The 22,420-nt window shown below is 48.7% G+C and carries 20 protein-coding genes; 14 read left to right on the top strand and 6 right to left on the bottom strand.

Annotated features, from left to right (window positions below; translation table 11 throughout):
- Positions 1-669 precede the first annotated feature (669 nt).
- From ABUL11_RS08315 to purE, 3 genes are read right to left on the bottom strand one after another with little or no spacing between them, the layout of a single operon-like run.
- Positions 670-1,557 carry a phosphoribosylaminoimidazolesuccinocarboxamide synthase gene (locus ABUL11_RS08315; RefSeq protein WP_350283396.1) on the bottom strand — a complete coding sequence of 296 codons (888 nt, stop codon included), beginning with the start codon at positions 1,555-1,557 and terminating at the stop codon, positions 670-672.
- A 28-nt stretch (positions 1,558-1,585) separates the two neighbouring features.
- A complete protein-coding gene (locus ABUL11_RS08310) occupies positions 1,586-2,716 on the bottom strand; it encodes a 5-(carboxyamino)imidazole ribonucleotide synthase (RefSeq protein ID WP_350283395.1) in 1,131 nt (376 codons plus the stop codon).
- Entirely contained in the window at positions 2,707-3,150 is a 444-nt protein-coding gene (purE, locus tag ABUL11_RS08305) for a 5-(carboxyamino)imidazole ribonucleotide mutase (protein ID WP_502890038.1), read from the bottom strand. Before purE ends, ABUL11_RS08310 begins: the two co-directional genes overlap by 10 nt.
- Positions 3,151-3,398: 248 nt before the next feature.
- On the opposite strand from purE, the gene ABUL11_RS08300 reads away from it, so the two are divergent.
- The 9 genes from ABUL11_RS08300 (at position 3,399) to purD (ending at position 12,045) form a co-directional block, all read left to right on the top strand.
- Positions 3,399-3,833, top strand: coding sequence for an ExbD/TolR family protein (locus ABUL11_RS08300; RefSeq protein WP_350283393.1), 435 nt, complete (start codon positions 3,399-3,401; stop codon positions 3,831-3,833).
- Between the two features lie 74 nt (positions 3,834-3,907).
- Entirely contained in the window at positions 3,908-4,546 is a 639-nt protein-coding gene (locus ABUL11_RS08295; protein ID WP_350283392.1) for a superoxide dismutase, read from the top strand.
- Positions 4,547-4,556: 10 nt separating this feature from the next.
- Positions 4,557-5,207: an ATP phosphoribosyltransferase gene (gene hisG / locus ABUL11_RS08290; protein ID WP_350283391.1), complete on the top strand. Its 651-nt coding sequence runs from the start codon at positions 4,557-4,559 to the stop codon at positions 5,205-5,207.
- A gap of 20 nt (positions 5,208-5,227) precedes the next feature.
- Positions 5,228-6,526, top strand: coding sequence for a histidinol dehydrogenase (hisD, locus tag ABUL11_RS08285; RefSeq protein ID WP_350283390.1), 1,299 nt, complete (start codon positions 5,228-5,230; stop codon positions 6,524-6,526).
- A 62-nt stretch (positions 6,527-6,588) separates the two neighbouring features.
- Positions 6,589-7,776 carry an FAD-dependent monooxygenase gene (locus ABUL11_RS08280; RefSeq protein WP_350283389.1) on the top strand — a complete coding sequence of 396 codons (1,188 nt, stop codon included), beginning with the start codon at positions 6,589-6,591 and terminating at the stop codon, positions 7,774-7,776.
- A gap of 154 nt (positions 7,777-7,930) precedes the next feature.
- Positions 7,931-8,944 carry a tRNA dihydrouridine synthase DusB gene (gene dusB / locus ABUL11_RS08275; protein WP_350283388.1) on the top strand — a complete coding sequence of 338 codons (1,014 nt, stop codon included), beginning with the start codon at positions 7,931-7,933 and terminating at the stop codon, positions 8,942-8,944.
- On the top strand, positions 8,941-9,183 hold the full coding sequence (locus tag ABUL11_RS08270) for a helix-turn-helix domain-containing protein (protein WP_350283387.1): 243 nt from the start codon (positions 8,941-8,943) through the stop codon (positions 9,181-9,183). Before dusB ends, ABUL11_RS08270 begins: the two co-directional genes overlap by 4 nt.
- An 8-nt stretch (positions 9,184-9,191) precedes the next feature.
- Positions 9,192-10,754: a bifunctional phosphoribosylaminoimidazolecarboxamide formyltransferase/IMP cyclohydrolase gene (purH, locus tag ABUL11_RS08265; RefSeq protein ID WP_350283386.1), complete on the top strand. Its 1,563-nt coding sequence runs from the start codon at positions 9,192-9,194 to the stop codon at positions 10,752-10,754.
- A 1-nt stretch (position 10,755) separates the two neighbouring features.
- A complete protein-coding gene (purD, locus tag ABUL11_RS08260; RefSeq protein ID WP_350283385.1) occupies positions 10,756-12,045 on the top strand; it encodes a phosphoribosylamine--glycine ligase in 1,290 nt (429 codons plus the stop codon).
- 107 nt (positions 12,046-12,152) lie between these two features.
- On the opposite strand, the gene yoaA is transcribed toward purD, so the two are convergent.
- Complete coding sequence (gene yoaA / locus ABUL11_RS08255) at positions 12,153-14,087, bottom strand: DNA repair helicase YoaA (RefSeq protein WP_350283384.1); 1,935 nt, start codon at positions 14,085-14,087, stop codon at positions 12,153-12,155.
- A 213-nt stretch (positions 14,088-14,300) separates the two neighbouring features.
- Between yoaA and ABUL11_RS08250 the strand changes: the two genes are divergently transcribed.
- From ABUL11_RS08250 to rsmA, 4 genes are all read left to right on the top strand, one after another.
- Complete coding sequence (locus tag ABUL11_RS08250; RefSeq protein WP_350283383.1) at positions 14,301-16,472, top strand: LPS-assembly protein LptD; 2,172 nt, start codon at positions 14,301-14,303, stop codon at positions 16,470-16,472.
- Entirely contained in the window at positions 16,472-17,824 is a 1,353-nt protein-coding gene (locus tag ABUL11_RS08245) for a peptidylprolyl isomerase (protein ID WP_350283382.1), read from the top strand. The genes ABUL11_RS08250 and ABUL11_RS08245 overlap by 1 nt, the downstream gene beginning before the upstream one ends.
- Positions 17,825-17,885: 61 nt before the next feature.
- On the top strand, positions 17,886-18,887 hold the full coding sequence (pdxA, locus tag ABUL11_RS08240) for a 4-hydroxythreonine-4-phosphate dehydrogenase PdxA (protein WP_350283381.1): 1,002 nt from the start codon (positions 17,886-17,888) through the stop codon (positions 18,885-18,887).
- A gap of 75 nt (positions 18,888-18,962) precedes the next feature.
- Positions 18,963-19,736: a 16S rRNA (adenine(1518)-N(6)/adenine(1519)-N(6))-dimethyltransferase RsmA gene (gene rsmA / locus ABUL11_RS08235; RefSeq protein WP_350283380.1), complete on the top strand. Its 774-nt coding sequence runs from the start codon at positions 18,963-18,965 to the stop codon at positions 19,734-19,736.
- Between the two features lie 25 nt (positions 19,737-19,761).
- On the opposite strand, the gene ABUL11_RS08230 is transcribed toward rsmA, so the two are convergent.
- Entirely contained in the window at positions 19,762-20,253 is a 492-nt protein-coding gene (locus ABUL11_RS08230; RefSeq protein ID WP_350283379.1) for a methylated-DNA--[protein]-cysteine S-methyltransferase, read from the bottom strand.
- Between the two features lie 220 nt (positions 20,254-20,473).
- On the opposite strand from ABUL11_RS08230, the gene ABUL11_RS08225 reads away from it, so the two are divergent.
- Positions 20,474-20,713, top strand: a complete 240-nt coding sequence (locus ABUL11_RS08225; protein WP_350283378.1) for a hypothetical protein — start codon at positions 20,474-20,476, stop codon at positions 20,711-20,713.
- A 622-nt stretch (positions 20,714-21,335) separates the two neighbouring features.
- Here the strand turns inward: ABUL11_RS08225 and ABUL11_RS08220 are convergent.
- Positions 21,336-21,554, bottom strand: coding sequence for a hypothetical protein (locus tag ABUL11_RS08220; protein WP_350283377.1), 219 nt, complete (start codon positions 21,552-21,554; stop codon positions 21,336-21,338).
- Positions 21,555-22,420: the final 866 nt, after the last annotated feature.

The following is a 22,420-nucleotide window of genomic DNA, read 5'->3' as shown; positions in this document are numbered from 1 at the left end:
TGATGAACACTTTACTTTAACCAAATAGCCTCCTCGATAGTCGGGGCGGTTCAGTATTGTCAAAAGATAATTCCTGCGGGATCGAACCAGGCATCTTCGAATTATTATGAAGTACTTACCAGGAATTCAATCTATTTTCTCCTGAGCACATCCCCCGCTTGTTGAAAAATATAGCCTGATACCGCGCCTGGATGGCTGGGTGGTCGAACAGGTGATCCATTATCGCGCTGATCAAAGGGCTGACCCCCGGTTCATTTTTTTATAAATCCGGCTCACAGCACCCTCATCGATCCAGTATTTCTGATCGTGTTCGGAAATTGTTGAATGCAGCCGGGATAGAACCGCAGAGAATATGTTTTGAAATCGAAACAGCAGATGTGGCAGCCAACTTGCCAAGGCAGTGCAATTTGTAAAGAAAATACAACAATCCCGCTGCCTGATTGCAATATCCACACAATGCTGAAGATCTGAAAAAAAGTTGAAAATATCGACAAATTCGCCCGTGCTCTGAAAATCAAGATAGGCGAACTGGTTGAAACGCGAGATATTCTGGAGAAGCTGGCAAAAATCGGGATTGATTATGCCCAGGGATTCATGGTCGGGCGGCCACTCCCGATCGAGAAGATCAAGTACTGCGCCGATGACATGCGATGATTTGTAGTACAGAAGCTATTGTGTCAGTACTCGGCAGGCTTCCCGATATTTTTCAATGGTTTGCATGAGAATTTCATCAGGAATGGGAGGGGCAGGTGGAGTTTTGTTCCAGTTGATCTGTTCCAGCCAGTCACGAATAAATTGTTTATCGTAACTGGGAGGTGTTTTACCAGGCTGGTAACTTTCAGCGGGCCAGAAGCGTGAAGAATCAGGAGTCAGCGCTTCATCGATCAGATAAAGCTGATTGGCTTCATCCAGGCCAAATTCGAATTTGGTATCCGCAATAATGATGTTTCGTGTCAATGCATAACCGGCGGCAGCCGTGTAAAGTGCAACGGCATACTTGCTGACAGCCACCGCGAGCGATACTCCCAGAAGTTGTTCACAAACGGAATATGAGATGTTTTCGTCATGTGATCCTGCTTCCGCTTTGGTTGAGGGTGTAAAAATTGCGCCACCGGGAATTTTATCGGCCTCCCGTAACCCTGCTGGCAGGGCGATACCGCAAATAGCGCCGCTGCGCTCATAACCCTTCCAGCCGGAACCTGAAATATAGCCGCGTACGATGGCCTCGACAGGCAGAGGCTTCAATTTTCTGACGACAAAAGCGCGATCCGAAACCTGATCCTGCTCCCGAGACGAAACAACAGACTCAGGAGTTATGTCAGTGAGGTGATTGGGGATGATGTGAGCTAATTTATCGAACCAGAAACGGGAAATTTTTGTCAGTATTTTTCCTTTTTCAGGAATCGGAGTTGGCAATATCACATCAAAAGCTGAAACACGATCTGTTTGTATGATTAACAGATGGCTTTCATCCACCGTATATATATCGCGCACTTTACCCCGATGCAGTAAAGGAAGGCTTGTAATACTGGTCTCAAACAGTGCTGTGGTCGACATAATGGTATCTGCTTTTAAATATATCAGGTCAGAATTGAAGATCCTGCCTGATCCGTGCAGTTTGCTGCAATGCTTCTTCAACCGTGTTTGCCAGCACAGTGAAATGTCCCATTTTTCTGCCGGGTTTTGCTGCGCGTTTGCCGTATAAGTGCAGCTTGGTTTGCGGATGGCATAATATCCTGTTCCAGTCAGGCTCACCATTTTTCCACAAATCCCCGAGTATATTGGTCATGACAGCGGCCTCCTGTACCAGTCTGGTACTGCCGTGAGGCAGTCCGCACAGTATGCGAACCTGTTGCTCGAATTGGGAAGTTACGCAGGCATTAAGTGAATAATGCCCGCTGTTGTGTGGACGGGGTGCAATTTCATTGACCAGGATCTGGTCGTCATCAAGAACAAAAAATTCCACACACAGAATACCGGCATAATTCAGCCGTATGGCTATTTGTCGAGCAATCTCGCGTGCTTTTTCAATGACCCCGTCTGACAACGTAGCCGGTATGATGCTCATGTCCAGGATACCCTGCTTATGGCGGTTCTCAGGAACAGGAAAGAAGGTAACCTGATCGAGATTGTCGCGAGCCAGAACGACGGAAATTTCACGAGTGAGGGATAATCGTTTTTCCAGTACGCAGGGTTTATTGCCAAGTGCAGTGAATGCTTCAGGCAGAATATCCGCATGTTCGATCCGTATTTGCCCTTTGCCATCGTAACCGGATTGGCTGCTCTTGAGTATCCCGGGGAACAGAGATACATCCACCCAGGGCAAATTCTGTCCGTCATGGATAACGGCGAATGGCCCGACCGGAAAACCATTTTCAGCCAGAAACAGCTTCTCGCGAATACGATTTTGTACGATCGAAACACTTTCGGCATCAGGGCTTACTATACAGCGTCGTGCCAGGTAGCGTAACGCTTGAGCCGGCACATTCTCAAACTCGATAGTGACTGCTGCACAGGTCGATCCTAATTCATCCAGCGCATCGTCATCCAGATAGTCTGCCTGCAAATGGTGTTCAGCGATACTTCCCGCAGGACTTTCTGCAGCCGGATCAAGCACGGTTACCCGGTAACCCATTTGCTGTGCTGCCACGGTAAACATTCTCCCCAGTTGTCCGCCACCCAGCAGACCCAGCATAGTGCCCGGTTTTATATACATGATTCGGGGAGTGTCATCGCGGCGACAAAGGCAGCCTGATCCTTACGAAATTGATCGAGTTTTTCGGCCAATGAGATATCTTTTCCGGCCAGAATGGCGACAGCAAACAGTGCAGCATTGGCTGCACCTGCCTCTCCGATGGCAAAAGTAGCAACCGGTACCCCCTTGGGCATCTGTACGATGGATAAGAGTGAATCCATACCCTGCAAATACTTTGACGTAACTGGAACCCCCAGAACGGGGAGTATGGTTTTGGCGGCAATCATGCCGGGAAGATGGGCAGCCCCTCCCGCACCGGCGATGATGCACTTGATCCCACGGCCATGGGCCGTTTCGGCATATTCGAACATCCTGTCAGGCGTGCGATGTGCCGAGACAATCATGGTTTCATGTGGAATGCAGAAGTTTTTCAGAATGTCTACAGCATGTTGCATTACTTGCCAGTCACTTCTGCTGCCCATTACGATGCTGACTACTGGACGATCCACATAAAACCTTTTACGACTTTTACGAATGACGGAAACAATTCAAAATATGCGTGGGCATGGTGAAAGTGGTAATAATAAACTAGAATAACCTGGTCGGCCCGTAAGTTTTGAGAGAATATCGTCTGATCTATTATCATGATCCCGCAGGGTAGACGGCAACCCGCTGTTTTTTATCGATCAACATCAAAAATCAAATGAATTTTCAGCGAGGACAGAAGAAAGAAGAGCCTGAGATCAATCTCGTACCAATGATTGATGTACTGCTGGTCATCCTCATTTTTCTGGTAATTACTACCACTTACTCAAAGTTTTCAGAGCTGGAAATAACATTGCCACAAGCCGCTGCGGTTGAAACAGACCCTGCACCGGATACTTCAAAGGTAATCGATGTGTCAGTCAGTGCAACAGGTGACTATACGATTAACCGTGTCCCGATAAAATTTATCAGTATCGAGAGCCTGCGCGATACATTGCAATCAGCGGCCAAAAACCAGGAAAATCCGATCATTATTATCAGTGCTGATGCAAAAGCCACTCATCAGTCGGTAATTACTGTTATGGAAGCAGCGAGATTAGCCGGATACCATCAGGTGACCTTTACGACAGAAATGACGGACAATAACCAATAACATTCTCTTGATTCGTGCCATCCGACTTTATGTTTTCAATATTCAAATTCGTTTTCAGAAATAAAGGAGAGAAAATGAGTACTAATCTGGATAATTTTTCAAAAGCTGCACAATCGGGTGATACTTATGTACTGGCACCGCTGCCTTATGCCGATAATGCGCTGGAACCCGTTATTTCCGCGCATACACTGGGTTTCCACTATGGTAAGCATCATAAGGCTTATGTAGACAATCTGAATAAACTCGTTGCAGGAACGGCGTTTGCAGGACAATCACTGGAACAGATCATCACGGCTACAGCCGAGCAGGCCGATAAAGCAGGAATTTTTAACAATGCAGCACAAATCTGGAATCACATGTTTTACTGGTACAGTCTCAGTCCTAAAGGAGGAGGGGAGCCTCCTGCCGTGTTGAAACAGAAAATCGAAGAGGCTTTCGGCAGTGTAGAAACTTTCAAACAGGAATTTGCCAATGCCGCCATTACACAATTTGGTAGTGGTTGGGCCTGGCTTGCTCAGGAAGGACCAAAACTGACCATCATCAAGACGAGTAATGCCGACTCACCTCTGACACGCGGTATTCGCCCGCTGCTGACGATCGATGTATGGGAACACGCCTACTACCTGGATTTCCAGAATCGTCGCCCTGATTACGTCAATACGGTTATCGATAAACTGATCAACTGGGAGTTTGCTGCAGCAAATCTTGGATGACGATTTATTGATGCCAGATATTACCATTGCCCTTTCCAAAGGGCGGATTTTTGAGGATACGATCCCGTTTCTGAAGGCAGCTGGAATCGTTCCCAGCGATGATCCGGACAGCTCGCGCAAACTGATCATTGGAACCAATCGGCCGGATGTCAGGCTTGTCATGGTGCGTGCTACGGATGTGCCGACCTATGTGCAATATGGTGCGGCAGATCTGGGCGTGGCTGGAAAAGACGTGCTGTTGGAACATGACGGGATCGGATTGTATCAACCGCTCGATCTGAAGATTGCCCGTTGTCGTATGATGGTTGCAGTACGTGACGATTATGACTATGCCTCGGCTGTTTTTCGTGGTGCACGCTTGCGTGTGGCTACCAAATATGTGAAAACCGCACGTAACCATTTTGCTGCAAAAGGAATGCATGTCGATCTGATCAAATTATATGGTTCGATGGAGCTTGCACCGCTGGTGGGTCTGGCAGATGCAATTGTGGATCTGGTCTCGACCGGCAGCACGCTCAAAGCCAATCGTTTACAGGCAATTGAAGAAATCATGCCGATTTCAGCCCGTCTGATCGTTAATCAGGCAGCATTGAAGCTGAAAAATACCGCAATACAACCTTTATTGGAAACTTTCAGTGCAGCAGTGCCAAAGAACCTGTAATCCAGTATCCGGAAACTATCATGATCAAAATAAGGCGGCTGTCATCTGTTGATGACCATTTCCAGGCAGAACTCGATCAATTGTTGAGTTTTGAAGTTTCTGTCGATAGCGAAATTGAACGCACCGTCACTCAAATTCTGCATCAAGTCAGAACACATGGGGATGGAGCATTACTTGAATTTACACGCCGGTTTGATAACCCGGATATTGACCGGATCGAAGAGATCGAATTACCCCGGGATCAGTGGCAATCTGCTTTAATGTCATTGGATAAGATACAACGTGAGGCATTGGAGCAAGCTGCTTCTCGTATACGGGCCTACCATGAAAAACAGCTATCCCGATCATGGGATTATGTTGAGCCGGATGGCACGCGACTGGGGCAGAAAATTACCGCACTGGACCGGGTCGGGCTCTATGTGCCTGGAGGCAAGGCTGCCTATCCTTCATCTGTGCTGATGAATGCAATTCCTGCCCGGGTAGCGGGTGTGGAGGAACTAATCATGGTAACGCCAACGCCCAAAGGAGAAAAAAATCCACTGGTACTGGCCGCTGCCGCAATCTGTGAAGTAGATCGTGTTCTTACTATTGGAGGTGCTCAGGCAGTTGCCGCCTTGGCTTACGGTACAACCACCGTCCCGAAAGTAGATAAAATCGTCGGACCTGGCAATGCCTATGTGGCAGCAGCAAAACGGCATGTCTTCGGCACAGTCGGGATTGATATGCTGGCAGGGCCGTCTGAAATTCTGGTGATCTGTGATGGAAAAACCAACCCTGGCTGGATTGCAATGGATCTGTTCTCACAAGCGGAACATGATGAACAGGCACAATCGATTCTGCTTTGCCCGGATAAAACATTCCTGGACAGGGTAGCAGACAGTATTTCCCGCCTGATTGACACACTGCCACGCCGGGATGTGATTCGTTCTTCTCTGGAGAATCGCGGTGCTCTGATTCATGTCCGTGATCTGGCAGAAGCCTGCATGATTGCCAACCGGATTGCACCTGAACATCTGGAACTGTCCGTTGATGAGCCGGAGCAATGGGTAGATAGCATCCGGCATGCCGGCGCAATTTTCCTTGGACGATATACTTGTGAAGCGTTGGGAGACTATTGTGCGGGGCCCAATCATGTTCTTCCCACTTCCAGTACGGCACGCTTTTCCTCACCCTTGGGAGTTTACGATTTCCAGAAACGTACCAGCCTGATCCAGGTTTCAGCAGCCGGGGCATCCAGGCTGGGTGCAACAGCATCCATTCTGGCAAAGGGAGAAGGGTTGGATGCACATGCCAGATCGGCTGAATCCCGTTATCGGTAAATCATGGATTTGAATACTGACACTCCACCTGTGTGCCTGTCATCAACTCGATATAAATGATCATGTCTGAACAGCAGTTCGATATCGTCATCGTTGGGGGCGGGCCAGTCGGGATGGCACTGGCACTGGCATTGCGCGAATATGAATTTTCAGTGTTGTTGCTTGAAGCGCGTGAATTACCGGAAAAAGTGGATGATCCCCGTCCATTGGCGCTTTCATATGGCAGCCGGCTAATCCTGCAACGACTGAATATCTGGGAAAATCTGGCACAACCTGCGCCAATTACCACGATTCATATCTCCAATCGCGGTCATTTCGGCCATGCTGTCCTCACACCGGATGATGCAGGTGTTCCAGCACTGGGATATGTGGTTAACTACCATGATCTCTACCATTCCATGGGTCGGGCAGTACGAGGCAGCAATGCGATCTACCAGACCAATGCCCTGGTAACTGCCATTCGAACCGATCTTTCGCTGGCGCAGATAACCTACCAACAAGGCAGTACGACCAGACAGGTACGGACCAGATTACTGGTACTGGCAGATGGCGGTAGGCTTGCGGAACAGATTGACGGAGTCCGTTACCATACCCATGATTACCAGCAAATTGCCATCGTGGCCAACGTCAAGGTTGAATCGCCCCGGCCAGGGACGGCATTTGAACGTTTTACCTTGAACGGTCCTCTGGCGTTGCTACCTTCTAGTGAAGGATATGCGCTGGTATGGACAATGCCGGCTGCAGCAGCAGAAAAAATTCTGAAGCTCGATGACAAATTGTTTCTGTTGCATCTGCATGAGCAATTCGGAGATCGTATGGGCAAATTCACTGATGTTGGCCCACGATCGAATTTTCCGCTGATACTCAAACATGTATCGACCATTACCGGCCACCGGGCAGTACTGATAGGGAATGCGGCACAAACACTTCATCCGGTTGCCGGGCAGGGTTTCAATCTTGGATTGCGTGATGCATGGGAACTGGCCAGTGAAATCAGCCGTATCCCGTCAGGCACGCCTGGTGAACCGGGATCGACCAGAATGCTGGCTGCCTACAGCAGACGACGCCAGAGTGATAAACGTATCAGCCGGCTGTTTACCGACTCTCTGGTAAAACTGTTTACGGCAGATCTGCCGCTGGTGCAGGTTTGCAGCGGCATGGGGCTGGCTGTGCTGGACAATCTGCCCCCAGCCAGGCGCCTGATCGCACATCAGATGATATTTGGTACTAAAGGCTGGTTTATTGGATAATCGAATGCTTCCCGGGCAACCTGGAGCAAGCTTGTCCAAGCCCGGAGATCGGGCTGGTTTTCCTGGCTATTTTCATTGAACTTCGGGCATTGCCGGAACAGGCCGACAGTTACCGGGTTCTCCCTCTGATATTTTGAACGAGTTTTCCTGCTTCATGCAAATTGGTTCCTATACGCTCAAGAATAAGCTGATCGTTGCTCCCATGGCAGGGGTCACCGATCGGCCCTTCCGGCAACTGTGCAAACAGATGGGTGCTGCAATGGCAGTATCTGAAATGGTTTCCAGTAACTCTCTGTTATATGGATCGGAAAAAACCCGGCGCCGTGCCTGTCATGACGAGGAGGTAAAGCCGGTTTCAGTACAGATTGCGGGTGCAGATCCGGCTATGATGGCACAAGCCGCACGTCATAACGCGGATCATGGTGCTGAAATCATTGATATCAACATGGGTTGTCCTGCCAAAAAAATCTGCAATGTCATGGCGGGATCCGCTTTACTGAAAGACGAAAGTTTGGTCAACAGGATACTTGATGCCGTGGTGCAGGCTGTGGATATCCCGGTAACCCTGAAGATCAGAACTGGCTGGGATACGCAGCACAAAAATGCAATTGCTGTTGCGCGTATTGCGGAAAGTGCAGGTATACAGGCGCTGGCGATACACGGTCGTACGCGTGCCTGTGCTTACCGTGGTCAGGCAGAATATGACACGATTGCTGCGGTCAAAGCTTCTATCAGAATTCCCGTCATTGCCAATGGAGATATCAATACACCCGAAAAAGCCCGAGAAGTCATCGAATATACCGGTGCCGATGCTGTCATGATCGGTCGTGCCGCCCAGGGAAGACCTTGGATTTTCCGCGAAACTGATCATTATCTGGCGACAGGCGGTTTTTTGCCTCCTCCTGAAGTGGCTGAAATTCAGTGCGTCCTGATCGATCACCTGCAAGAGTTGTATCATTTCTACGGTGAATACTCGGGTGTGCGAATAGCGCGTAAACACATCTCCTGGTACACGCGTGGACTTGCCGGTTCTGCTGCCTTCCGTCATGCCATGAACCGGTTAGCGACAGTTGAAGAACAACTGGCAGCCACACAGCAGTTTTTTGCAGAGCTGGCCGATCAGGGCCGCACGCTTACTTATATCGACGAAGAGGTCATTGAGGCATGACGGTTATCAACGAAAGTGAGATTGCACTTTGTATCCGCAAAGCAGTAGAGGCCTATTTCCAGGATCTGGATGGTGAAAAACCATGTCCTATTTATGAAATGGTTATACGCAGTGTGGAAAAACCACTCATAGAGGTCGCCATGCAATACGCTCAGGGCAATCAAAGCAAAGCTGCCGAATTATTGGGTATCAATCGCAATACTTTGCGCAACCGATTAATCAAACACCAGATCCGATAAATTTTCAAATGAGCATAAAACAGGCGTTGATCAGCGTTTCAGACAAGACAGGCATAGTTGAGCTGGCAGCAGCTCTGCACCAATTCAATATCGCTATTCTTTCAACCGGTGGAACTGCAAGATTACTGCAGGAAGCAGGTATTCCCGTCGTAGAAGTAAGCGACTATACCAGCTTCCCCGAAATGCTGGATGGACGGGTCAAGACGCTGCATCCCAAGGTACATGCGGGTATTCTCGCCAGAATGGATTTGCCTGAACATCGGCAAGTGATGGAGCAGGCGCAGATTCCAGCGATTGATCTGGTGGTGGTCAATCTGTATCCGTTTACTCAAGCCATTGCCCGACCGGATTGTTCATTTGAAGAAGCAATCGAAAATATCGATATCGGCGGGCCTACCATGATCCGGGCAGCCGCCAAGAATTTCCAGCGTGTCGCTGTCGTAACCGACCCGCAGGATTACGGGCCGTTGCTGGAGCAAATACGCGCCAACGACGGATCGATCGATCATGACTATCGTTTCCAGCTGGCACAAAAAGCTTTTTCCCACACGGCACGCTATGATGGTGCCATCAGTAATTATCTGACTGCACTGGAGCCATCGAACTCACAGATGAAACATTTCCCGGCTCAGCTCAATCTGAGTTTTACGCTGGCCCAGCCGTTACGCTACGGTGAAAATCCTCATCAGCAAGCGGCGTTCTATCGTGATATGGCAAATGTTTCAGGTAGTTTCGCGGACTATGACCAGCTTCAGGGTAAGGAACTCTCCTATAACAATATTGCTGATACCGATGCTGCATGGGCATGTGTCAGAACGTTCGATAAACCAGCCTGCGTTATCATCAAACATGCCAATCCATGTGGGGTGGCCATTGCCGATACCACGCTGGCTGCTTATAAAAAGTCATTTACCACTGATCCGGTATCAGCATTTGGCGGCATTATCGCGATCAACCGGGTTGTCGAGGCTGATCTGGCCAAAGCAATATTGCAACAGTTCGTGGAAGTCATCATTGCACCGGAATTCACCCCGGAGGCCAGACACCTGCTGGCAGACAAGCCCAATATCCGGGTATTGACCGTACCGCTGGATAAACAAAACAATCTCTATGATCTGAAACGGGTGGATGGCGGATTGCTGGTTCAGACCCCGGATGATCTCGATATCACAGCAGATCAGTTGCAGGTCGTCACACGGATAAAACCCACTCGTGAACAGATAGAAGACTGTCTGTTTGCCTGGAGAGTGGCGAAATTTGTCAAATCCAACACCATCGTATTTTGTGCCAATGGTCAGACACTCGGTATCGGTGCCGGGCAAATGAGCCGGGTGGACAGTGCACGTATCGCTTCGATCAAAGCACAGCAGGCCAACCTCGATCTGCATGGATCAGTCGTCGCATCGGATGCATTCTTCCCGTTTCGGGATGGTCTGGATATACTTGCTCAGGCGGGCGCCAGGGTGGTGATTCAACCTGGCGGCAGTATTCGTGATGAGGAAGTCATCGCAGCAGCTGATGAACAGGGGGTGGCCATGGTCTTTACCGGTGTCAGACATTTCAGGCATTAGCATGAGATTACTCGTTATCGGCAGTGGCGGCAGGGAACATGCCATCGCATGGAAGCTGGCTCAATCCTCTGTGATTGAAAAGATCTTCGTTGCGCCTGGTAATGCCGGAACGGCACTGGAAGCCAAACTGGAAAATATTGCAATGACTTCCATTCCTGATCTGGTGACGTTTGCCCGGCAGGAAAAAATCGATCTGACCGTGGTTGGCCCGGAGGCGCCATTGGCAGAGGGTATCGTCGATGCCTTTCAGGCTTCAGGCTTGAGAATATTCGGACCCACCCGAAATGGTGCACGACTGGAAGGTTCCAAAAGTTTCGCCAAGGCATTCATGCTCAGCCACGGTATTCCCACCGCTGTCTGTGAAACGTTTGATGATGCAGCGGCCGCTCATCGTTATATCAACCAGCATTCCCTGCCGATCGTCATCAAGGCTGATGGATTGGCGGCCGGTAAGGGAGTAGTCGTTGCACAAACGCTGGATGAAGCACACGCGGCAGTGGATGCCATGATGGTGGACAACAGGCTGGGTGCGGCTGGTGCGCACATTCTGATCGAAGATTACCTGGAAGGAGAGGAAGCCAGTTTCATCGTACTGTCAGACGGAAAGAATGTTTTGCCTTTGGCTACCAGTCAGGATCACAAACGCCTTCTGGATAACGATGAAGGACCCAATACGGGCGGTATGGGCGCTTATTCACCGGCACCGGTCATTACGCCTGAATTGCATGACAGAATTATGCAGGAAGTTATCATGCCCGTGATCCGGGGGATGGCAAAGACATCTCAACCTTATATCGGATTTCTGTATGCCGGGCTGATGATCTCTCCGCAGGATGGAATCAGGGTACTGGAATTCAATTGTCGCCTCGGAGATCCGGAGACGCAGACTATCATGCTGCGGTTGAAATCTGATCTGTTTACCCTGCTGGATCATGCCGTCAATGGCACACTGGATCAGGCGAGTATCGAATGGGATCAGCGGCCGGCATTATGTGTGGTCATGGCAGCCCAAGGATATCCCGACAGTCCGAGAAAAAATGACCTCATTCATGGGCTGGATTCAGTGATGGCTGCTCAGCGTAATTCTGATGAATTCCACATTTTTCATGCCGGTACTGCGATGAGTAATACAGATCCGACAAAAATTGTGACATCGGGCGGGCGCGTGCTGGGCGTGACTGCTTTGGGTAAGGATATCCAGCAAGCGCAATCACAGGCATATGCGATTGCAGCAGATATTCATTTCGATGGCTGCCAGATGCGCCATGATATCGGACATAAGAGACTGTAGTTAAGAGTTTTCATCTCTGCATATGTCAATCGTTTTATCGGCAGAAGGATAAAATCTGATTTCCATCAAGGCAGGCGGATGTTATCGGTCTGTGAGAGTCGGATAATTTAGATATCTGCCAGAAAGCACAGTACTTCATCCAGGTCCCGCGTGCGTTTCATCGGCGGCAGGCTTTGCCAGATCTGCTTACCATAAGGCTTGGATACCAGACGCGGATCGCAAATCATCAGTACCCCTCGATCCTTTTCATCTCGTATCAGACGGCCGGCTCCCTGTTTCAGGTTGATGATTGCACGAGGTAACTGGTACTCCATGAAGGCATTGCGGCCTTCGCGAGTAAGTTTCTCGATACGTGCAGACAATACCGGATCATCCGGCGAAGCAAAAGGCAACCGGTCAATGATGACGAGTGAGAGTGCGTTTCCTTTTACATCGATACCTTCCCAGAAGGATTGACTTCCTACCAGTACCGCATTGCCCAAGTTGCGAAACTGATCCAGCAGGGCAGAACGAGTTTCCTGTCCTTGCAGTAATAAGGGGAACTCGAGCTGTTCCTGTTGAAAAGCAGCCTGCAGCAACTCGTGAATCTGCTGCATGTTGCGCAGACTGGTACACAGGATAAATGCCCGCCCCTGACTTGCCTTGATGACTGGCAACACGGCCTGAACGACATTTTCGGTGTAGTGTGGTGTATTCGGGTCAGGCAGTTGGGAAGGTACGTAGAGCAATGCCTGATCGGGAAAATCGAATGGACTGTCCCAATTGGCCGTTTTAGCTTCAGACAATCCCATCATCCGGTTGTAATGAGAGAAATCCTTTTTGACTGACAGGGTGGCGGAGGTGAATATCCAGGCGCGCGCGGAAGCATCGAGTTGTTTGCTGAATGTTTCTGCAATGGATAGAGGTGTAGTATTGAATTGCAGACTTTGACTGTAGGTCTCGACCCAGCAGATGAATTCCCGGGATTCAGATTGTTCATGCCACTGTCTGATCCGGTTGAGCAGAGCCTGTGCTCGCAGCCAGCAGTTTTGCAACCCTTGCGAACGCACCGCCTGGGTTTCGAGTAACTGGGTCAGCAGCACCAGCTTTTCCTGCAAGATTTGTCTTACTTCACTGAAACCGGGATATCGTGCAGCGGAAGCGGAAGACATACGTGTATGTTTTTCCACGATTGTCAGGTGCAGATCCAGCACCGCTTTCCCGACGGCTGCCGTGGCATCGAACAGAGGCGCAAAATCCTTTGCTTCGAGTAGTGCTTCAGTATCAGTATCACGTACCAGAACTTGTATCTGGCCGGTACTGACGGATTCCCCAAAAAACAGGCTGGCCACTTCGGGTAACTGGTGTGCTTCATCAAATATCACGGTATTGCAAGCAGGCAGTAATTCGGAAAGACCTTCATCACGCAACATGACATCAGCAAAGAACAGATGGTGATTGACAACTACGATATCGGCTGATAACGCTCGCTTGCGCGCTTCCATCACGAAGCACTGTCGGTAATGCGGGCAGTCCGATCCCAGACAGTTTTCCCGTGTGGAAGTGACATACTGCCAGATGGCGGCTTGTTCCGGGACCTTATCCAGCCCGCTTTTATCGCCATGGCTGCTGGTGCCGGCGTAGCGTTCGATCAGGTTGAGATATTTTACTTCGGTACGGTTGGCAAAGTGAATATGATCCGAATTCAAGGTGCGTTCAAGATGATAATGACAGATATAGTTGGCACGTCCTTTCAGTAATGCGATGGTTACCGGTATTTTCAGGGCGGCACGCATGGTTGGAATGTCGCGCTGAAAAAGCTGATCTTGTAATGTTTTAGTGCCAGTCGATAAAATGACCTTCCCGCCCGACAACAAAGCCGGTACCAGATAGGCATAGGTTTTCCCTGTACCTGTACCGGCTTCGGTAACCAGAATTTCCTGATTTTCTATGGTTTGCGTGATGGCTTGCGCCATCTCCAGCTGCTGGGTACGGGGACGATAGTCTGGTATATTCCCGGCAAGTAGCCCGTCGGCTGAGAAAATAGTATTGAGGTCAGGCATTGAAACAGTGGGAGCGCATAAAAATAACTGATCAGTGTGAGTTTCCCGATATGCTTTGTTCAGCCTGGAACGAAATCGGGCTGTTATCTGAAAACATTCAAAATCAACAGCAACCAGGCCTTTGTTCCAGTCGAGCTTCCGGAAAAATTATCGGATAATAGTGCCTTTACAGGAAAGTATCTGCAAAAAACTTCATTAAAGTTTCGGTCTTGAATGAGTACACTTAAACTGTGCCTGATATTGTACGCCTGTCTGGTATTGCTGCCAGTCAGAGCCATGAGTGCAGACCCATCTCCTGAATCGAGCGAGCACCAGCCGATTTATATCGAAGCAGATCACATCGACGGGCATTACCAGCAAGAGATCGAAGCGACCGGCAATGTGCGTATGCGCCGTGGCGACCAGACGCTGACGGCTGACCGGGTGAAATACTATCAGAGTAACGAGAATGTGGAAGTCGAGGGTAATGCGCAACTCGAACGCCCGGATGACACTTTATGGGGCAGTTATCTGCAAATGAACCTGGATGACAACACGGGTCAGTTGAGTAATCCGCGGTATCTTCAGAAGGATGGGAACGGGCGGGGTGATGGAAACTTGCTGCTGCTGGAAGGAGAAAATCAATACAGATTCAAGAAGGCACGCTATACCACTTGCCCCGAGGATGATCATGACTGGTATATCCTGGCAGATGATCTGGAAATCGATAAAGAAAAGAAAGTGGGAACCGCACGCCATGCCTCGGTTCGCTTCAAGGATGTGCCGATTCTGTATGTGCCGTGGATGAATTTCTCTTTCGGCAATGAGCGAAAAACCGGATTTCTGTCTCCGATTATGGGCAATACCAGCAGAAGCGGGGTTGAGGTTTCTGTTCCCTTTTACTGGAATATTGCGCCCAACTACGATGCTACGATCACTCCGCGTCTCATGAGCAGACGTGGAGTGATGCTCAATAATGAATTTCGTTACATCGGCCAGACGCTCAATGGCCGGTTCTTACTGGATTATCTGCCGAATGATCTGGAAACCGATACCACTCGCTACGGCATGCAGTTCAATCATTTCCACAATCTGGGTGCGGGATGGTTTGGCATGATTAACTACAACAGTGCCTCGGATCGCAATTATTTCCGGGATTTGGGCAATAATATCCTCTTTACTTCCCAGACCAACTTGCTGCAACAGGGTTTTGCCAGTTATTTCAGAGAATTGGGTCGCAACGGTATGCTCACTTTCAGTACACTGTTGCAACAATTCCAGACCCTTCAGGATCCCAGAGCACCTATCATTTCACCTTTCAAAATCCTGCCGCGATTTACCCTGAATGCGGCAAAAAGTAATGTATACGGCCTGGATTTTGATTTAGCCAGCAGTTTCACTCATTTTGTACATCCGACCCTGCCACATGGTGTACGTATGACATTTCTTCCAGGGGTGAGCTTGCCGCTGGAAAATTCCTTTGGTTTTATCCGACCCCGGGTATCACTGCACCATACCCGCTATGACCTGAATGAGCCGGCCAATCCGACAGCGAATGACAAACATCTCAACCGGACTGTACCAATATTCAGCCTCGACAGCGGGGTGGTGCTGGAGCGCGATACGACATTGGGGCACGAAAATTTCGTTCAGACCATCGAACCGCGTGTTTTCTATACCTATATTCCTTATAGAGATCAGCAGTTGTTGCCCAACTTTGATTCTGCTGAAATGGATTTCAGTTATCCTCAATTATTTCTGGAAAGAAGGTTCAGCGGTGAAGACAGGATCAACGATGCCAATGAAATTACACTGGCGGTCAGTTCCCGTCTGATTCATTCCGCAACCGGTAATGAGCGCCTGCGTCTTTCGGCAGGGCAAAGGATCCGTTTCAGTGATCGCCGAGTGGTACTTAATTCTCCTCAGGTTACGAGAGCAGGATCCGATTTCATCGCAGAGCTTTCCGGCGGGATCACACAGAATATCAAGACAGATAGCGGGATACAGCTCAACCAGAATAATCTTCTGATCGAAAAAATACGTACCGGTATCAGCTATCGTCCGGCACCCGGGAAGGTTATCAATGCAGGTTATCGTTTCACTCGGGATGTGCTGGAGCAGGTTGATCTTTCCACTCAATGGCCGTTCCTGAAAAAATGGCAAGGCTTTGCAGCCATTAATTACTCGCTGAAAGATGACAAATTACTTGCCGGCCTGCTGGGTCTTGAGTATAACGCCTGCTGCTGGTCATTAAGATTTGTGACCAGTCATTTCACAACTGCGACACAGCGCACTTCGACCAATATTTTCGTTCAGCTGGAATTGAACGATTTGATGAGAGTCGGCACCAATCCGGTACGTGTGCTGCAACAAACCATTCCGGGTTATACGAGGACAGATTTGTAATGATCCAATTCCGCAGTAACAGGCGATTGAAATTCAGGGAATACTGGCTGACCGGCGTTTATGCTATTTTTGCCACTATGCTGGCAGGCGATATTTTTGCCCAGAGTTCTTATTCGAGAGATGATATCAGGCCGATCGATCGCATCGTAGCGGTTGTCAATGAGGAAGTCATCACTCAACAGGAAATCAACGAGGTATTGCAAAATACAGTTCATCAGTTGCAGAGACAAAATACACAGTTACCTCGTATGGAAATTCTGGAGAAGCAACTACTGGAACGTTTGATTCTAAAACGTATACAACTGCAGCGTGCCAAGGAAATCGGATTGACGGTCAGCGATAACGATCTCGATCAGACTTTGCGCAGGATTGTCCAGGATAACCATCTCACCATGGATGAATTCAGGCAGGTACTTCTCCAGGAAGGAACCGACATGAATCGGTTTCGTGAGGAAATTCGCGGTGAAATCCTGATGTCTCGGCTGAAAGAACAGGAAGTCAACAGCCGTGTCAATGTCACTGAGAATGAAATCGATAATTTCCTGCAAAATCAGGCTAATTCACCTGACAGTAATGAGGAATATCGTATTGCACATATCCTGGTACAGATTTCGGAACAGATGGATGAGGCGCAAATAGAAGCGAGACATAAACGTGCCGAGACTGCTTATGAAAACCTCCGCCAGGGGGCAGACTTTGTGCAAATATCCGCTGAATTTTCTGATGCACCGGATGCGATGCAGGGAGGAGAGCTTGGCTGGCGGCCACCTGGTCAACTGGGTTCACCGTTTTCCGAAATGCTGGTGAACATGCAACCGGGAGAGATTACCCCGGTAGTACGAAGCCCGGTGGGTTTTCATATCCTTAAATTACTCGAACGCCGGCAGCAGGAACAAAAGGTGACGATCATAGAACAGACCCATGCACAGCATATTCTGATCAAGGTCAGTGAACTGGTTTCGGAGGAAGATGCTCACCAGTTGATCAATCAGCTCATGGAACGTATTCATAACGGTGCAGATTTCATGGATGTAGCCAAGGCACATTCGGAGGATGCCAGTGCATCTGCTGGAGGAGATTTAGGTTGGGTTTCACCGGGAGACACTGTGCCTGAATTTGAACAGGAGATGAATGCGCTGTTGCCCGGACAAGTGAGCCAGCCCGTGCGTACCTCCTTTGGCTGGCACCTGATCAAGGTCATCGAGCGGCGCTCGCAGGATGTGAGTGAACGCCAGCAGCGGGAAACGGCTCGTCGTACCATACATGCACGCAAAGCGGATGCTATTGTGCAGGAATGGTTGCAACAGCTCAGGGATCAGGCTTATGTGGAATATAAAGTTGAGGATAACTGATGATACTCTTGTTGCGATATTCTGTTCATAAACAGTCGAGTATATTGATCGAATCAATGATATGACACTTTCTTCCATACCCAGACTGGTATTGACTGCGGGTGAACCTGCCGGTATCGGCCCCGATTTATGTGTGCAGATTGCGCAACGGGATTTGCCCTGTCGATTGACCGTTATTGCCGATCGTGATGTGCTTGATCAGCGTGCTGAGAAATTGGGATTACCTCTGCAGTTGTACGAGGATGATCCTGATAATGTTCAGCCTTACCGGGCCGGTCAATTATCTGTACAGCATGTACCCGTCAACAATCCGGTTGTGGCGGGCCAGCTCGATGTTAATAATGCCGCTTACGTACTGACGACACTGCGGCTAGCGGTTGAAGCCTGCAGCACACACACAGCCGATGCCATGGTTACCGCACCGGTGCATAAAGGCATTATCAGCGAATCGGGTATTCCTTTTTCCGGGCATACCGAATACCTGTCCGAGCTGACGAACAGCCACGCGGTTATGATGCTGGCGGGAGGAGGAATGCGAGTGACGCTTGCCACTACACATCTGCCTCTCAAGGATGTGCCTGCTGCTATTACACCGGAACGGCTGGAACAGAAACTGCGTATTATTCACCATGATCTGGTAACACGTTTCGCCATTGAAAATCCGTGTATTGCTGTGGCGGGGCTGAATCCTCATGCGGGAGAGTCCGGGCACCTCGGCCGGGAAGAAATCGACGTGATTATCCCGGTATTGGAGAAACTGCGTAATGAAGGGATGAATCTGCTCGGCCCGTTACCGGCGGATACCTTGTTCAATCCCTCCAAACTCAAAGAATATGATTGTATTTTTGCCATGTATCATGATCAGGGATTGCCGGTACTCAAGCACGCCAGCTTTGGCCATGGTGTGAATATCAGTTTGGGAATGCCCATTATCCGTACTTCTGTCGATCACGGTACGGCACTGGAACTGGCAGGAACCGGGCAAACTGATCCCGGCAGCATGAATACCGCCATTGAAACGGCGCTGATGCTCATCGGAAAAACACACGGCCCTCAAAGATAATCTGTCATTGCCAGAAGCTTGAAGAAATCAGGCCAGCAATCAGGCTGTCATTCAAAATCTATCCGGTAAACTGATATGCGGCATATCCCCCGCAAACGTTTCGGCCAGCACTTTTTGGTTGATACTGCTGTCATCGCGGAAATCATTCATATTATTCGTCCAGTACCTGGCGATCGAATGATCGAAATCGGACCGGGGCTGGGCGCACTGACCAGACCTCTGCTGAATATCCTCGATGAACTGCAGGTCATCGAAATAGATCGTGATATCGTCGATTATCTATCCCGAACTTATCCCGGGAGGCTGGTTATGCACAATATCGATGCCTTGGAATTTGATTTCTCAGTATTGGGAGAGGGGCTGCGGATCATCGGAAATCTGCCCTACAACATCTCCACGCCACTGCTGTTTCATCTTTCCCGCTTCAGCAGCCTGATTACCGATATGTATTTCATGCTGCAGCTCGAAGTGGTGGAACGGATGGTCGCGTTGCCCTCCACACCGGATTACGGACGCTTGTCGATCATGTTACAGAACCGGTTTGAAATGGAACAAATGCTGGTTGTTTCTGCAGAATCGTTTGATCCGGCTCCGCGAGTCCAATCTGCCATTATATGCATGCGTCCGAAAGCAGAACCGACTATTCCGGTAGAGCATGAACGACTGTTTGCCGAACTGGTAACTGCTGCATTCTCCCAGCGACGTAAAACACTGCGCAATACATTGCGTCATTATTTGACAGCCAATGATTTTGAACGGCTGGAAATCGATTCCGGATTGCGAGCCGAGAATTTATCACTTGCGCAGTATGCGGCTATTACCACACAGGTTTATGAGGACGGGCAATAGCTGAACCAACTTGGCTGTAATCCAATCAGATAAAAGAAGTTTGCCTGTCTTCATGTGCCAGCAGCCACTGTTTACGATGAATTCCACCTCCATAACCTGTCAGCTTGCCATTGGCACCGATAACACGATGACAGGGGATAATGATCGAAATGGGATTCTGACCATTGGCCATACCCACTGCACGTGCGGCCTTGGGTAAGTGCAGGCGTTCCGCAATATTTTTATAGCTGACAGTTTCGCCATAGGGAATAGTGCTAAGTGATTGCCAGACCGCTTCCTGAAATGGCGTGCCAGTTGCTTTCATGGGCAGATCAAACTGAATCAGTTCCCTGGCAAAATAGGCATTCAACTGAGCAATCACCTCTGCGAAAGGGGCGGCATCCTGCTGCCAGTTATCTGTCATACGAGGCAGCAATTTTTGTATCTCTATTTCCATATACACACCTGTGAGAAACTCGCCATCACTCGTGAGTAACAGTCGATCCACAGGACTTTCCAGAAAAGTGTAATAGTTCATTGCCAACTCCTCGAATCTTCCCCGGTTTCATTTGATATAAACAGAATGCCACAAAGGCCATGTAACAGACAATAAGGAAGTTCGGGCTCAGTTTCTTCATCGCTTGTTTTGATGACGTGTTGTCACAGACATTTCAAAGCAGTATCCGTCTGATATAATAATGATTCTTAATTCCATTCGAATGGATGATCCACATTCCTGGCCGATGTAACAGCGCGATATGAGTACGAAAGACGATACGAATACTTCGCATCCGGATGGAGTGTCCACTGGCGTCGACAATGATAGGGGCAGCAGTGATAATAGAACATTGCTTGCTCGTGTTTATCAGCGCTGGCGCATACCGCTGATGTGCATGCTGATCAGGCGGCTGATTCTTCGGTCTTCATCCTATAGGAAGTTGCAGGTGAGCTGGAACGCTACCTGGGTCAACTGGTATGGTAAACGCTGGCAGACATGACTGTTTCAGATGTCGCCATGACAAATGATCCGCTGCTTTTCCTGCAATCACTGCCTCATCTGCTTCCGTCCAGGTACAACAGCAACGTGCAGCAGGGGGTTGGCTGATTTCGAAGCGTTGAAGTAAGAAATACCCGCCTGAAGACTGCTCTCGAAGCAATTCAGGATAGTGTTTAGTTCCGTTATGGATATTTGATGGTTCCTACGCTTCACCGTGGGAACTCTCGTGTCGTTGCTGCTTCGGCGGCCAGTACGTCTCGCTGGGGCGTAGGAAAGATCAAAAACTGGCGGCTGACTTCTGCACCGTAGCCCTAACCATAGATGATGTCCATTACCAGCACCGATTTACGCTTGGCGATCCACCCCTTGATCTCTTCTTCTTGTATGTCGCTCATCGGTATCTCCATTCGTATTAGGGAATAATACCTGAGCAGGAAATTACTGGGTTTACAGTATGAATAAATGACAGGATTTTTGATCGATTCCAGTCTCTCATGTTGTAATGAGACGGAATCGATCTCATGGAAGATTACTTCAGTGGTACATTCCAAGAATCTTGGAATAGTGTAATTAGATAAAAAACTTACTCTGGTTTTTTGTTATGGAAAGGGTAGCAGCCATAATTACCAGATGCCATCATCACCTTCATCCAGGCACGATCCATTAGCATCCAGTCCATATGGACACTGTACTATTTCACCAGCAATAATTTTTTCATAATTTTCTCTTTCTCTTTCTGTAACCTGCACTCCAGGACGATTACACGCGGCTATCAGCATAACTGACAGAGCAATAGTAACTGCATAAATAATAGCTTCATAATTCAGAATAACCTTAATCATATTTATCTCCTACATATAATAAAATACCCAACACAAACGGCGTGGTAATGAGGGAAGTCCTGAGCAAGTAATCATTTGAAGCTTCGTAATTTTCGAGTATCCGACCTGAATCAACGGTTTCTTTCCTTACCAGTTATCAGTTTTCTAGTGATATCTCGTCTTTTAGGCACACTGTGCCTATGTGACGGTCAATACTCATCTGATCTGATGCAGGTTTACCTATACAAACAAGGTCAACACAAAACCGAATAGCCTGATATTCACGCTTCCTTTTAATACTTCCCTTATTTCCTTCATGATGGTTCCCACAAAAGAGTGGAATTGTCCATTGCTTCTTATATAGAATAAAGACTATTTTTTGGATAACATTGCTCCATTAATGGAGCAATTGGTGCGGAGTTTTTGAATCTCTTCAGATTCGGTTCCTCGTTTCTGGGGATGTAAAATATCTGTGTGAGTGGATATTTACATAAATGACATAATGCTATGGTACTGATGTACCCTCTAGCATTTCCCGGATAGCGTTACAAAGCTGATACGCTAATCAAGAGGCACGGGAGATATTTCGCTTATATCCTTATGTTAAAAAAATAGCTTTGAGGTGATGAGTTTTGGATGGAGCCAATAGTTATTTCTCAAGGGCTGTTGGTCGCCCTAGTGATGAATACACAATTAGAAACTATGTAAAAGGACAGGTACCAAAGTATCAAAAGCTGTGCATGTACCACTATCGATTTCGCTGCGTTTGATTCATTCCCGCAGCGTGGTGGATACGCAGCCAATCTTCAGCGCGATCGACCTGACCGCTGTCCTAGGGTCTGTTGACATTTCGCTCTAAGTTCTTGCACTAGAAAAGAAAACTCGTA

It is taken from the genome of Nitrosomonas sp. (assembly GCF_040256045.1).
Lineage (GTDB): Bacteria > Pseudomonadota > Gammaproteobacteria > Burkholderiales > Nitrosomonadaceae > Nitrosomonas.
Note: the sequence above shows the minus strand (reverse complement) of the source record. Positions and strands in the feature narration are given on the sequence as shown.

What these genes read in the sequence shown, in the direction of transcription:
- ABUL11_RS08315 (WP_350283396.1), bottom strand. Translation starts at nt 1,557, where the DNA reads ATGTCGACCACAGCACTGTTTGAGACCAGTATTACAAGCCTTCCTTTA.
- ABUL11_RS08310 (WP_350283395.1), bottom strand. Translation starts at nt 2,716, where the DNA reads ATGTATATAAAACCGGGCACTATGCTGGGTCTGCTGGGTGGCGGACAA.
- purE (WP_502890038.1), bottom strand. Translation starts at nt 3,150, where the DNA reads ATGCAACATGCTGTAGACATTCTGAAAAACTTCTGCATTCCACATGAA.
- ABUL11_RS08300 (WP_350283393.1), top strand. Translation starts at nt 3,399, where the DNA reads ATGAATTTTCAGCGAGGACAGAAGAAAGAAGAGCCTGAGATCAATCTC.
- ABUL11_RS08295 (WP_350283392.1), top strand. Translation starts at nt 3,908, where the DNA reads ATGAGTACTAATCTGGATAATTTTTCAAAAGCTGCACAATCGGGTGAT.
- hisG (WP_350283391.1), top strand. Translation starts at nt 4,557, where the DNA reads ATGCCAGATATTACCATTGCCCTTTCCAAAGGGCGGATTTTTGAGGAT.
- hisD (WP_350283390.1), top strand. Translation starts at nt 5,228, where the DNA reads ATGATCAAAATAAGGCGGCTGTCATCTGTTGATGACCATTTCCAGGCA.
- ABUL11_RS08280 (WP_350283389.1), top strand. Translation starts at nt 6,589, where the DNA reads ATGTCTGAACAGCAGTTCGATATCGTCATCGTTGGGGGCGGGCCAGTC.
- dusB (WP_350283388.1), top strand. Translation starts at nt 7,931, where the DNA reads ATGCAAATTGGTTCCTATACGCTCAAGAATAAGCTGATCGTTGCTCCC.
- ABUL11_RS08270 (WP_350283387.1), top strand. Translation starts at nt 8,941, where the DNA reads ATGACGGTTATCAACGAAAGTGAGATTGCACTTTGTATCCGCAAAGCA.
- purH (WP_350283386.1), top strand. Translation starts at nt 9,192, where the DNA reads ATGAGCATAAAACAGGCGTTGATCAGCGTTTCAGACAAGACAGGCATA.
- purD (WP_350283385.1), top strand. Translation starts at nt 10,756, where the DNA reads ATGAGATTACTCGTTATCGGCAGTGGCGGCAGGGAACATGCCATCGCA.
- yoaA (WP_350283384.1), bottom strand. Translation starts at nt 14,087, where the DNA reads ATGCCTGACCTCAATACTATTTTCTCAGCCGACGGGCTACTTGCCGGG.
- ABUL11_RS08250 (WP_350283383.1), top strand. Translation starts at nt 14,301, where the DNA reads ATGAGTACACTTAAACTGTGCCTGATATTGTACGCCTGTCTGGTATTG.
- ABUL11_RS08245 (WP_350283382.1), top strand. Translation starts at nt 16,472, where the DNA reads ATGATCCAATTCCGCAGTAACAGGCGATTGAAATTCAGGGAATACTGG.
- pdxA (WP_350283381.1), top strand. Translation starts at nt 17,886, where the DNA reads ATGACACTTTCTTCCATACCCAGACTGGTATTGACTGCGGGTGAACCT.
- rsmA (WP_350283380.1), top strand. Translation starts at nt 18,963, where the DNA reads ATGCGGCATATCCCCCGCAAACGTTTCGGCCAGCACTTTTTGGTTGAT.
- ABUL11_RS08230 (WP_350283379.1), bottom strand. Translation starts at nt 20,253, where the DNA reads ATGAACTATTACACTTTTCTGGAAAGTCCTGTGGATCGACTGTTACTC.
- ABUL11_RS08225 (WP_350283378.1), top strand. Translation starts at nt 20,474, where the DNA reads ATGAGTACGAAAGACGATACGAATACTTCGCATCCGGATGGAGTGTCC.
- ABUL11_RS08220 (WP_350283377.1), bottom strand. Translation starts at nt 21,554, where the DNA reads ATGATTAAGGTTATTCTGAATTATGAAGCTATTATTTATGCAGTTACT.